This window comes from Aurantimonas sp. DM33-3 (assembly GCF_014334315.1).
GTDB classification, from domain to species: Bacteria; Pseudomonadota; Alphaproteobacteria; order Rhizobiales; family Rhizobiaceae; genus Aurantimonas; species Aurantimonas coralicida.
The window spans coordinates 232017-244303 of the sequence record NZ_JACSGS010000001.1; the positions used below are offsets into that span (position 1 = coordinate 232017).

Here is a 12287-nt window from a genome sequence, read left to right on the forward strand (position 1 = left end):
GGCGCATGTCTTCATTCGGAGTCCTGCATCGGTCGCTTTCGGCTGCAGGGCCCCGCATCTTGTGTATGGCGGGCCCAGAGCCCATCTAATTCTAGGAGTATGGTTGTGGCCCGTATCGCTGGCGTCAACATCCCGACCAACAAGCGCGTCGTCATCGCGCTGCAGTACATCCATGGTATCGGCGCTGCCCATGCCAAGGACATCGTCAAGAAGGTCAATCTCGGCGACGAGCGCCGCGTCAACGACCTGACCGACGCTGAAGTCCTGCAGATCCGCGAGATCATCGACCGCGACTACCGCGTCGAGGGCGATCTGCGTCGCGAGACCGCAATGAACGTGAAGCGTCTGATGGACCTCGGCTGCTACCGCGGCCTGCGTCATCGTCGCAGCCTTCCGGTTCGCGGTCAGCGCACGCACACCAATGCCCGCACCCGCAAGGGTCCGGCAAAGGCGATCGCCGGCAAGAAGAAGTAAGACGGGTCCTTCCGGAACCGTTTCATACGATGCGGCGCGTCCTCGGGCGCGCCGTGGTGTAGCTGCCGGAATTACGGCGGTGTCGATATCAACAGGACAGTTTAATGGCTAAAGAAGCACAGCGCGTTCGCCGTCGCGAGCGCAAGAACATCACGTCGGGCGTCGCCCATGTGAGCTCGACCTTCAACAACACGCTGATCACCATCACCGATGCGCAGGGCAACTCGATTGCCTGGTCGTCGGCTGGCGCGCAGGGTTTCAAGGGCTCGCGCAAGTCGACGCCGTTCGCCGCGCAGGTCGCTGCCGAGGACGCCGCCAAGAAGGCGCAGGAACACGGCATGAAGACCCTCGAGGTCGAAGTCCGCGGTCCGGGTTCGGGTCGCGAGTCGGCGCTCCGCGCGCTGCAGGCCGCCGGTTTCACGATCACCTCGATCCGTGATGTCACGCCGATCCCGCACAACGGCGTGCGCCCCCGCAAGAAGCGCCGCGTCTGATGCTTTTCGCCGCGTTCGTCTGAGCGCGGTGTGCAGCCGACAGGAAGGGTTCCGCCTTCCGCACTCAGACCTATCGCCACGATTGGATGGTGGCGAGGAAACTGAAAGGCATCCGCATGATTGCTAGCAATTGGCAAGATCTTACCAAGCCGAACCAGGTGGTGTTCAAGAATGGCGGAAGCCGTTCGAAGGCGTCCCTGACGGCCGAGCCGCTGGAGCGCGGCTTCGGCCTGACGCTCGGCAACGCGCTGCGTCGCGTTCTTCTGTCGTCGCTCCAGGGTGCCGCCATCACGGCCATCCAGATCGACGGCGTTCTGCACGAGTTCTCCTCGATCCCGGGCGTCCGTGAAGACGTCACGGACATCGTCCTGAACGTCAAGGAAATCAACATCGGCATGCAGGGCGAAGGCCCGAAGCGGATGGTGGTGCGCAAGCAGGGCCCGGGCATCGTCCGCGCCGGCGATATCCAGACGGTCGGTGACATCGAGGTCCTGAACCCCGAGCACGAGATCTGCACCCTCGACGAGGGCGCCGAGATCCGCATGGAGTTCACGGTCAACACCGGCAAGGGCTACGTCCCGGCCGACCAGAACCGCGCCGAGGATGCGCCGATCGGGCTGATCCCGGTCGATTCGCTATTCTCGCCGGTCAAGAAGGTGTCCTACAAGGTCGAGGCGACCCGCGAGGGTCAGGACCTGAACAAGGACAAGCTGACCATGCAGATCGAGACCGATGGCTCGATCAGCGGTGAGGACGCCGTGGCCTACGCCGCGCGCATCCTGCAGGACCAGCTTTCGGTGTTCGTGAACTTCGAGGAGCCGCAGCGCGACCAGCGCGCGCCGGCCGGTGCCGAGGAACAGATGGCCGAACTGGCCTTCAACCCGGCGCTGCTCAAGAAGGTCGACGAGCTCGAACTGTCCGTGCGTTCGGCGAACTGCCTGAAGAACGACAACATCGTCTATATCGGTGATCTGATTCAGAAGACCGAGGCGGAGATGCTGCGTACGCCGAATTTCGGCCGCAAGTCGCTCAACGAGATCAAGGAAGTTCTCGCGTCCATGGGGCTGCATCTCGGCATGGAAGTGTCGGATTGGCCGCCGGAGAACATCGACGATCTGGCCAAGCGCTACGAAGACCAGTACTAGAACGAGACTGCCTCCCGCCGGCGCCCGCGTCGGCGGGAGGATTTCAATCATTCAAAGGAACGGCGGCCTGTCCCGAGAACGGGGCAGGGACGCAAAGATCCCGACTTCCGGCGCAATGACGCCGGCTTATTTGACTTGAGGAAATCCCATGCGCCACGCAAAACGCGGTCGTAAGCTTAATCGTACCGCCAGCCACCGTAAGGCGATGTTCGCCAACATGGTCGCTTCGCTGATCCTGCACGAGCAGATCGTGACCACCCTGCCGAAGGCCAAGGAACTGCGCCCGATCGTCGAGAAGATGATCACGCTGGGCAAGCGCGGTGATCTGCATGCGCGCCGCCAGGCGATCTCGCAGGTTCGCGACCCGTCGGTCATCGGCAAGCTGTTCGACACGCTGGCTCCGCGTTACGCCGAGCGCAACGGCGGTTACACCCGCGTTCTGAAGGCCGGCTTCCGCCGCGGCGACAACGCCCCGCTGGCCGTCATCGAATTCGTCGATCGTGACCCGGAAGCCCGTGGCGCCATCGATCGCGAGCGCGTCGAGGCCGAAGGCGAGCTCGACGCAGCCTGATCGACCCGATCATCGGAACGAAGGAACGAGGGGCCCATGTGGCCCCTTTTTCATGTCCGCTCCACCCCACGCTATCTGCCGGAGGGTGACCGGCTGACCCGCGCCTCGTCGTGCGGCGTGGGACAGCACGAACGAGGAGGCTAGCGATGGGGCGGGATCGGGTGCTGCTCACCGGCATATCGGGCTTCATCGCAGGCCATGTGGCGCTGCGTCTGCTCCAGGCCGGCTACGATGTGCGCGGAACGGTGCGCGGGCTCGACAAGGCGGACGCCGTTCGCGGCCTGCTCGCCGCCGCCGGTGCGGATATCGATCGGCTGTCCTTCGTCGCTGCGGACCTCACTGACGACGCCGGCTGGGCGGAGGCGGCCGCAGGCTGCCGCTATGTGCTGCACTCCGCATCGCCATTTCCTGCCAGCCCGCCAAGCGATCGGCATGCGCTGGTTCCGGCAGCCCTAGACGGCACACTGCGGGTGATGGCCGCCGCGGAACGCGCTGGCGCCGAGCGGGTCGTCCTGACGTCGTCGGCCGCGGCGATCTATTCGGCCCATCCCCCGCGCCCCGGCGATTCCTACGGAGAGGCCGACTGGTCGGACACGGAAAGCCCCGACATCTCCGCCTACGCCCTGTCGAAGACACTGGCCGAACGCGCTGCCTGGGATACGGCGCGAGACGCGGGGCTCGACCTGGTCGCGATCAATCCTGCGCTGGTTCTTGGGCCTCTGCTGGGGGCAGGCGCGGCGCGAGGCGAGGGCACGTCGGCCGCGCTGATCCGGGCCGTGATGGGGGGCCGTATGCCCGTCGTTCCCGATCTCGCCTTTGCACTGGCCGACGTCCGCGATGTCGCCGACGCGCATCTCGCGGCGATGACGACGCCGTCAGCCGTTGGCCGCCGCTTCGCCCTGTCCAGCGGAACGCTCAGCCTGATCGAGATCGGCAAGGTGGTGGGCGAAGCCTGCCCCGGTGAGGCACGCCGCTTGCCGCGCTGGACATTGCCCGACCGCGTCGTGCGGCTTGCCGCGATCCTGTCGCCGCAGGCACGCGCCGCCGTGCCCGAACTCGGCCGCCGCAAATCGCTGGACACCACGCCGGCGCGCGACATCCTCGGCCTGTCGGCACGGTCGCCGGAAGACGCCGTCGCCGCGATGGCGCAGAGCATCGTGCAGCTGCCGCGGCCCGCCTGAGAGGCCCGCGCATGGGCCGCTCCAGCTTCGGCTGCTACACATTTCGCGTATTCGGTGAGTGTGATGCAAATGCCATGGCGAGGGCCGCCGGGGCGTGGCATAGGCGGGGTCTCGGGGGAGCCAGCAGAAATTTCGTTCAAAACGAGGCAACCTTTTGGCGGCCGAACGCTTTTGCCCTCAAGAACGGGACGCAGCCACGCAAAAGTGGCGACATTTACGCGGATGAAACAACTTCTATGAAAAATGCGGACATCATGAACACCACGGGCCGGCTCTCCATGCGACGCACTTTTCTGACCCTCCTGTGTGCCATGGCGGCATTTGGCGTCCTGACCGCCAGCTACGCGACGGCCGACCTGCCTGACGAGGCGGTTGCGACCAGCACGCAGACGGCGGTCGCAGACTAGGCGACGTCAGCCACACAGATCGGAATGACGAGGAAGGGGCCGCAACGGCCCCTTTTTCGCGTCCGCGGTCTGGTCTATGCGAAAGCAGGCCGTCGTTGCGCGGCGTTTGACCTTTCGCAGGGCAGCATCCGGTTCCAGCGCCCGATCAGGGTGCCGGTCCGATACTGCCGAGCCACCACGGCGGACCGGATATGCAGATGAAACTGATTCTCGCGGGTCTACTGATTGGCGCCGGGGTGCTCGCGGCCCCCTATCTCGACCTCTTCGACGGCGGCGATCCGAAGCCGTCGCTGGAGCAGGATGCGGCGGGCAGCGCGGCGCCGCGCGATGGGGTCGTCCCCCTCGATGACGGCGAGACCCGCGTCGCCGAGGCCGACACCGCCCCGGCCGGGCAGCCGGTACCGTCATCCCCCGTCGGCGAGGCCGATGCCCGCGTGCCGGAGAGCCAGGCGCAGATCCAGCTTTCCTTCGCGCCGCTGGTGAAGCGGACCGCGCCAGCGGTGGTCAATGTCTATGCCGCGCGGGCCGTCCCGGCGCAGCGCTCGCCCTTCGCCGGCGATCCCTTCTTCGGTCAGTTCTTCGGCCAGCCGCGCAACCGCCAGCCGCGGATGGAATCGTCCCTCGGCTCCGGCGTCATCGTCGACGCGTCGGGGCTCGTGGTCACCAACAACCACGTCGTGGCAGATGCGGACGAGGTGAAGATCGGCTTTGCCGACGGGCGCGAGTTCAAAACGGAGGTCCTGCTCAAGGACGACAGCGTCGATCTGGCGGTGCTGAAGATCGAGGGTGAGGGGCCGTTCCCGACCCTGCCGATCGCCGATTCGGACCAACTGCAGATCGGCGATCTCGTGCTGGCGATCGGCAATCCCTTCGGCATCGGCCAGACGGTGACCAGCGGCATCGTCTCGGCGCTCGCCCGAACCCATATCGGCGTTGACGATTTCGGGTTCTTCATCCAGACCGACGCGGCGATCAATCCCGGCAATTCCGGCGGCGCGCTGATCGGCATGTCGGGGGAGCTGGTCGGGGTGAACACCGCCATCTTCTCGCGCTCGGGCGGCTCGAACGGCGTCGGCTTCGCCATTCCAGCCAACATGGTCGCGAGCTTCATCCGTTCGGCCAAGGCCGGCGGCCGCTTCGAGCGGCCCTTCATCGGGGCGAGCTTCGTGCCGGTGACCGCCGACATCGCCGAGGCGGTGGGGCTCGACCGCCCGTCGGGAACCCTCGTCCGGGGCATCATGCCCGGCGGTCCCGCGGAAGCGGCGGGCCTTGCGGTCGGCGACGTGATCCTGGCGGTGGACGGCCTCGAGATCGGCGGCGCAGATGCCCTGGGCTACCGGCTGGCGACGGCCGGGATCGGCAAGACCGTGAGTCTGACAGTGCTGCGCGGCGACGAACGCCGCACGCTGGAACTGCCGCTGCAGCCGGCGCCGGAGATCCCGCCGCGCGACGCCCGCACCATCGACGGGCAGAATCCGTTCGCCGGTGCCACCGTCCTCAACCTGTCGCCGCGCGTGGCGGAGGAGTTCGACATGCCGCTCGAAAAGACCGGCGTGCTCGTGGCGGAGGTGGCGCGCGACTCGCTCGCGCAGCGTTTCGGGCTGCGGCCGGGGGACATCGTCCTCGCTGTCAACGGCGAGCCGGTGAGGACCACGAGGGAGTTGGAGGCCGCCGCCATCGACAGCAATCGCGGCTGGAGCTTCGAGATCGACCGGAACGGACGCCGTCTGGCGCGGCGGGTGCGCTGACATGGCGGATCTCTTCGGCGACGGTGGGGGCGCTCCGAGCGAGCGGCCGCGTCCATCCGCAACGGCGGTGGACGAGCGGAACGACCGCACCCGGCCGCTGGCCGACCGGCTGCGACCGCGCCAGCTCGGCGAGGTCGTCGGCCAGGAACATCTGACCGGCGAGGGCGGGGTCCTGTCGCGCATGCTCGAGGCGACGAGCCTCGGTTCGATGATCTTCTGGGGACCGCCGGGCACCGGCAAGACCACCGTGGCGCGGCTGCTCGCCCATGAGGTGGATTACGCCTTCGAGCAGATCTCGGCGATCTTTTCCGGCGTCGCCGATCTGAAGAAGATGTTCGAGGCGGCGCGGCTGCGCCGCTCCAACGGCAGGCGCACGCTGCTCTTCGTCGACGAGATCCATCGCTTCAACCGCGCCCAGCAGGATTCCTTCCTGCCGGTCATGGAGGACGGCACCGTCGTCCTCGTCGGCGCGACGACCGAGAACCCGTCCTTCGAGCTCAACGCCGCTCTCCTGTCGCGCGCACGGGTGCTGACCTTCAAGCCGCATGGCTCGGCCAGCCTCGTGAAGCTGCTGGAGCGGGCCGAGGCGACCGAGGGCATGGCGTTGCCGCTCGACGAACAGGCGAGGGCAGTGCTGCTGCGCATGGCGGATGGCGACGGCCGCGCCGCGCTGACGCTGGCCGAAGAGGTCTGGCGCGCCAGCCGCAAGGGCGAGATCTTCGACGCGGCGGGCCTGCAGGAGATCGTGCAGCGGCGCGCGCCGGTCTACGACAAGGGCCAGGACGGCCACTACAATCTCATCTCCGCGCTGCACAAGTCGGTGCGCGGCTCGGACCCGGACGCTGCCCTCTACTGGCTGTGCCGCATGCTTGACGCAGGGGAGAACCCCCTGTATCTCGGCCGCCGTCTGGTGCGCATGGCTTCCGAGGATATCGGACTGGCCGATCCCCGTGCGCTGGGCATTGCGCTCGCCGCCAAAGACGCCTTCGACTATCTCGGATCGCCGGAGGGCGAACTCGCGCTGGCCGAGGCGACTGTCTATCTGGCGAGCGCACCGAAATCCAACGCCGTCTACACCGCCTACAAGGCGGCCATGCGCGCGGCGAAGGAACACGGCTCGTTGCTGCCGCCGAAACACATTCTCAACGCCCCGACTGCGCTGATGCGCGACGAGGGCTACGGCTCCGGATATGCCTATGACCATGACGCGCCCGACGCGTTTTCCGGTCAGGACTATTTTCCGGACGAGATGGACCGGCAGCAATTCTACCGGCCGACTGATCGTGGTGCAGAGATCCCGATCGGCGACCGGCTTCAAAATTGGGCGAAACTTCGCCGCAATCGTGACCGCAGGGGTTGATACTTTTCCGGCGACGCCAAGTAATCAGCACCGGTGAGAATATCGCCGGAGTGTCCGCGTGCCCGATCTGTGGCAATATGGCGGCTTGATCGTCCGGGCTTCGTTTGACGCCCCCGAATTTCCATAATCGTGCAAAGCGAGGTTCAGATGTCTCTCGAACCGGGCCAATTGGCCGAACATTCGATAACCGATTACGAGGTCGGTCAAGACAACATGCAACGGTTCGGGCTGGATATTCATAATCCGGTTTTTCCGATTTCCGCCGGCGTCATCATCGCCTTCGTCACCTTCACCCTGCTGTTCCCGACGATGGCGGACGGCTTCTTCGGGTGGCTGCGTCCGGCGATCACCAACACCTTCGACTGGCTGTTCATAATCGCCGGCGACATCTTCGTGCTGTTCTGCCTGTTCCTGATCGTCTCGCCCTACGGCAAGATCCGGCTCGGCGGAAAGGACGCGCGTCCGGACTACGGCTATTTCGGCTGGTTCGCGATGCTGTTCGCCGCCGGCATGGGCATCGGCCTGATGTTCTACGGCGTGTCCGAGCCGATCACCCACTTCACTGCCGCCATGGAAGGCGGATCGGCCGCTCCGCTGGGTGGCGCACCCGGCGACATCGAGGCGGCACGCCGTCTCGGCATGGCCGCCACGATCTACCACTGGGCGCTGCATCCCTGGGCAATCTACGCCGTGGTCGCGCTGGCCCTGGCCTTCTTCAGCTACAATCTCGGTCTGCCGCTGACCATCCGCTCGGCCTTCTATCCGCTGCTCGGCGAGAAGACCTGGGGTTGGCCCGGCCATCTGATCGACATCCTGGCGGTCTTCGCCACGCTGTTCGGTCTGGCGACCTCGCTCGGCTTCGGTGCGGAGCAGGCGGTGTCCGGTCTCAACTTCCTGTTCGGCGTGCCGGATTCGCTCCTGTCCAAGATCGTGCTGATCTGCCTGATCACCGCCGTCGCGCTGGTGTCGGTCGTGGCCGGCCTCGACGGTGGCGTGAAGCGGCTGTCGGAGCTGAACATGGTCCTGGCGCTGCTGCTGATGCTGTTCATCTTTGCGGTCGGGCCGACGATGGACCTCGTCTACGGCTTCTTCGGCAACTCGGTCGCCTATCTGCGCGAGGTCATCCCGCTGTCGAACCCGTTCGGTCGGACCGATGACGGCTATCGCACCGGCTGGACGACCTTCTACTGGGCCTGGTGGATCAGCTGGTCGCCCTTCGTCGGCATGTTCATCGCCCGCGTTTCGCGCGGTCGCACGGTCCGTGAGTTCATCACCTGCGTGCTGCTCATCCCGACCGTCGTCTCGGTGATCTGGATGACGATCTTCGGCGGCACCGCGCTGACCGAAACGATCGCCGGCTACACCGGGATCGTGGACGCCGACCTGTCGGTGAAGCTGTTCGCCATGCTCGGCGAGCTGCCACTGTCCTCGATCAGCTCGTTCATCGGCATCATCCTCGTGATCGTGTTCTTCGTCACCTCGTCGGACTCCGGCTCGCTGGTGATCGACACGATCACGGCAGGCGGCAAGATCGACGCGCCGGTGCCCCAGCGCATCTTCTGGGCGACCTTCGAAGGTCTGGTGGCGATCACGCTGCTGATCGGCGGTGGTCTGGCGGCCCTGCAGGGGGCGGCGATCACGACGGGCCTTCCCTTCGCGGTGCTGCTGCTCGTGCTCTGCTATTCGACCCTGCGCGGCCTCCATGGGGAGCTGAAGCAGCCGTTCCAGCAGCACGCCGAGGCGGAAGCGCGCGCCGCCGAGTAGGCCGCCTTCCCAGGACGAGAATTCGACGGCGGGGCCAGCCACTGGTCCCGCCGTTTTGCGTTCGGACGGCACTCTCTCGGCCCGCCGACACCGGGCTTCCCCGGCATCTTACGCCACGTCGCGCCATCGGTTAGAAGGCGGCCATGTCACAGCTTCTCCTCGTTGCCGCCGGCGGTGCCGTCGGCGCCACCCTCCGGCACCTCTCCGGTATCGCCGCCATGCGCCTGTTCGGCGCAGGATTTCCGTGGGGCACGGTCTTCGTGAACGTCTTCGGCTCGTTCCTGATGGGGCTGTTCATCGAGCTGGCGGCGCGTCGCTTCGGAGCCTCGCAGGAAGTTCGCCTGTTCGTCGCCACCGGATGCCTCGGAGGCTTCACCACCTTCTCGACCTTTTCGCTGGATGCGATGGCGTTGGCCGAGCGCGGATCCCACACACTGGCCGCGATCTACGTGATCGGGTCGGTGGTTGTGGGGATCGCGGCGTTGTTTGCCGGTCTCGCCCTCGCGCGCGGGCTCGCCTGATGCTATCTGCACCAGTTCAAGCGGAAGGCATGAGATAATGGCGTCGGTCGAACAAAGACGGATCGAGGATGACGAGGCGGGATTGCGCCTCGATCGTTGGTTCAAACTGCACTACCCGGGACTGGGCTTCGGCCATTTGCAGAAGCTGCTGCGCTCGGGACAGGTGCGCATCGACGGCGGTCGCGCCAAGACCGATACCCGCGTGCAGCCCGGGCAGATGGTCCGCATTCCGCCGATGAGCGGCGATGCCGGGCGCCCCAAGATCGGGCCGCTGACGGCCAACACCATGCGCGACAAGCACGACGACGAGGTGCTGTCGCAGATGCTGATCTACGAGGACGAAAAGGTCTTCGTCTTCAACAAGCCGGCGGGCCTGGCCGTGCAGGGCGGCTCCGGCCTGAACCGGCATGTCGACAAGATGCTGGAGGCCTGGCGCAGCCGCAAGGGCGAGAAGCCCCGGCTGGTCCACCGCCTCGACCGCGACACCTCCGGCGTGCTGGTCGTCGCCCGCACCCGCGGCGCGGCCACCGCGCTGACCAAGGCGTTCCGCGAGCGCGACACCAAGAAGACCTACTGGGCCATCCTCAAGGGCGTACCGGTGCCCCATGAGGGCCGCATCTCGACCTTTCTCGTCAAGGAACAGACGCCGGACGGCGACCGTATGCGGACCGCCAAGCATGGCGAGGAGGGCGCCGACCATGCGCTGACCCATTACCGGGTCATCGAGAACCTGGCGCAGAACTTCTCCTGGGTGGAGATGGAGCCCTATACCGGTCGCACCCACCAGCTGCGCGTCCACGCGCTGCATATCGGCAACCCGATACTGGGCGACCCGAAATATTTCGAGCACGACACTAACTGGGAGTTTCCCGGCGGCGTCCAGAAGCGGCTGCACCTGCACGCGCGCCGCATCGTCATCCCGCATCCGAGCGGCGGCTTCATCGACCAGATCGCGCCGCTGCCGCCGCACATGATCCAGACCTTCAATCTGTTCGGCTTCGACGAAACGGCGACGAACGACTGATGAAGGCCGTTCTGTTCGATTGCGATGGCACGATTGCCGATTCCTGCGGGGTCATCTGTGCCACGATGCGCCTGGCCTTCGAGGCGCACGGCTTGCCGGCGCCGGAGGATGCCGCGACACAGGGCATCATCGGCCTGTCCCTCGACGAGGCGATCCGGCGGCTGCATCCCGTCGCCGAGCCGGCGCTCGTCGCGACCCTGGTCGACGGTTACCGGCAGGCCTTCCGCATCCAGCGCGCCGATCCCGATTTCCGCGAGCACCTGTTTCCCGGCATGAAGGCGCTGGTCCAGGACCTGGCGGCGCGCGACGACGTGTTCGTCGGGCTGGTGACCGGCAAGTCGCGCCGCGGCGTCGCGTCGATCTGCGAGGCCCATGGCCTGACCGATGCCTTCCTCGCGGTCCGAACGGCAGATGACTGCCCGTCCAAGCCGCATCCGGCGATGGTCGAGGAATGCTGCACGGTCTTCGGCGTCGCGCCGCGCGATGCGCTGGTCGTCGGCGATTCGATCTTCGACATGGAAATGGCCCGGGCCGCGGGCGCCGCGGCGCTGGGGGTTGCCTGGGGCACGCATGAGCCGGCGCCGCTGCTTGCCTCCGGCGCCTATGCCGTGGCCGAAACCGTGACCGGGCTGGTCGAGAGCGTGGATCGCTGGCTGGCGGACTCGATCATCCAGCCCGCGATGCGGCAAGCCGCTCCGGCGCTGTAGGGCAGAGCTCGGCGAGGCCGGCAGACGACAATGGCATGTTGTGCGACGCGGGTGACAGCGCTCCCGTGTGCGGCACGCAAGATGAGAGACACGGATGACGCAGGACAAGGCGAAGGCTGAACTGCCGAAGCGCTTCTACAGCGAGGTGACGCTGGCGCCGACCGACGATGGCTTCGCGGTCCTCCTCGATGGCCGGACGGTGAAGACGCCCGGCCGACGGCCGCTCGCGGTCCCCATGCGGAGGGCCGCCGAGGTGGTCGCCGCCGAATGGGACGCCCAGCGCGAGCGCATCGATCCGGCGACCATGCCGATGACCCGGCTGGTCAACACCGTGGTCGAGGCGATCGCCGACGATCCGATCCCGGTCCGTGACGATCTCGCCCGCTATATCGAGACCGATCTCCTGTTCTATCGCGCCGGCACCCCGGAGCGGCTGGTGGTGCGCCAGCAGGAGCTCTGGGACCCGGTGCTCGACTGGGCGCGGGACAGCTTCGGCGCCCGCTATCTCCTGACCGAGGGCGTCATGCATGTCGCCCAGCCGCCCGCCGCGATCGCCGCCTTTCGGGACCGGCTCGCCGGCATCGACGATCCCTTCAAGGTCGCGGCCATGCACCAGGCGACGACCCTGACCGGCTCGGCGCTGCTGGCCCTCGCCCTTGCCGAAGGGCATCTGTCGGCCGAGGACGTGTGGCTGCGGGCGCATGTCGACGAGGACTGGAACATCGAGCAATGGGGCGCCGACGACGAGGCGAGCGCCCGCCGCGAACTGCGCTGGCAGGAAATGCAGGTCGCGGCCGTCCTTCTGGACACCGAATAAGCCGGTCGCCGCTCGACCCGGGCGGCGGCACTGCTATGGTCTGCCCGCAGGGCAGAACGGTCTCAAGGACCGCG

The 12287-nt window shown here is 66.7% G+C and carries 13 protein-coding genes; all 13 read left to right on the forward strand.

The genetic code is table 11. From position 1 onward, the window contains the following. Nucleotides 1-105 precede the first annotated feature (105 nt). The 13 genes from rpsM to H9Q09_RS01540 all read left to right on the forward strand — a co-directional run bounded on the left by rpsM (nt 106) and on the right by H9Q09_RS01540 (nt 12213). Nucleotides 106-474, forward strand: a complete 369-nt coding sequence (gene rpsM / locus H9Q09_RS01480) for a 30S ribosomal protein S13 (protein WP_009209714.1) — start codon at nt 106-108, stop codon at nt 472-474. A gap of 104 nt (nt 475-578) precedes the next feature. Further along, nucleotides 579-968: a 30S ribosomal protein S11 gene (gene rpsK, locus H9Q09_RS01485; protein WP_009209713.1), complete on the forward strand. Its 390-nt coding sequence runs from the start codon at nt 579-581 to the stop codon at nt 966-968. Between the two features lie 116 nt (nt 969-1084). After that, a complete protein-coding gene (locus tag H9Q09_RS01490; protein WP_009209712.1) occupies nt 1085-2113 on the forward strand; it encodes a DNA-directed RNA polymerase subunit alpha in 1029 nt (342 codons plus the stop codon). A 148-nt stretch (nt 2114-2261) separates the two neighbouring features. Continuing rightward, a complete protein-coding gene (gene rplQ, locus H9Q09_RS01495; RefSeq protein ID WP_009209711.1) occupies nt 2262-2684 on the forward strand; it encodes a 50S ribosomal protein L17 in 423 nt (140 codons plus the stop codon). A gap of 146 nt (nt 2685-2830) precedes the next feature. Beyond that, nucleotides 2831-3865: an NAD-dependent epimerase/dehydratase family protein gene (locus H9Q09_RS01500; RefSeq protein ID WP_187389604.1), complete on the forward strand. Its 1035-nt coding sequence runs from the start codon at nt 2831-2833 to the stop codon at nt 3863-3865. An 11-nt stretch (nt 3866-3876) separates the two neighbouring features. Next, complete coding sequence (locus H9Q09_RS01505; protein ID WP_187389605.1) at nt 3877-4272, forward strand: hypothetical protein; 396 nt, start codon at nt 3877-3879, stop codon at nt 4270-4272. 197 nt (nt 4273-4469) lie between these two features. Then, on the forward strand, nt 4470-6020 hold the full coding sequence (locus H9Q09_RS01510) for a DegQ family serine endoprotease (RefSeq protein WP_246715951.1): 1551 nt from the start codon (nt 4470-4472) through the stop codon (nt 6018-6020). Between the two features lies 1 nt (nt 6021). After that, entirely contained in the window at nt 6022-7380 is a 1359-nt protein-coding gene (locus H9Q09_RS01515) for a replication-associated recombination protein A (RefSeq protein ID WP_187389606.1), read from the forward strand. Nucleotides 7381-7527: 147 nt separating this feature from the next. Further along, a complete protein-coding gene (locus H9Q09_RS01520; protein WP_024351702.1) occupies nt 7528-9144 on the forward strand; it encodes a BCCT family transporter in 1617 nt (538 codons plus the stop codon). 143 nt (nt 9145-9287) lie between these two features. Further along, nucleotides 9288-9665, forward strand: a complete 378-nt coding sequence (gene crcB, locus H9Q09_RS01525; RefSeq protein ID WP_187389607.1) for a fluoride efflux transporter CrcB — start codon at nt 9288-9290, stop codon at nt 9663-9665. A gap of 37 nt (nt 9666-9702) precedes the next feature. After that, entirely contained in the window at nt 9703-10689 is a 987-nt protein-coding gene (locus H9Q09_RS01530) for an RluA family pseudouridine synthase (protein WP_187389608.1), read from the forward strand. Continuing rightward, a complete protein-coding gene (locus H9Q09_RS01535; RefSeq protein ID WP_187389609.1) occupies nt 10689-11396 on the forward strand; it encodes an HAD-IA family hydrolase in 708 nt (235 codons plus the stop codon). The genes H9Q09_RS01530 and H9Q09_RS01535 overlap by 1 nt, the downstream gene beginning before the upstream one ends. A gap of 94 nt (nt 11397-11490) precedes the next feature. Continuing rightward, nucleotides 11491-12213 carry an ATP12 family protein gene (locus tag H9Q09_RS01540; RefSeq protein ID WP_187389610.1) on the forward strand — a complete coding sequence of 241 codons (723 nt, stop codon included), beginning with the start codon at nt 11491-11493 and terminating at the stop codon, nt 12211-12213. Nucleotides 12214-12287: the final 74 nt, after the last annotated feature.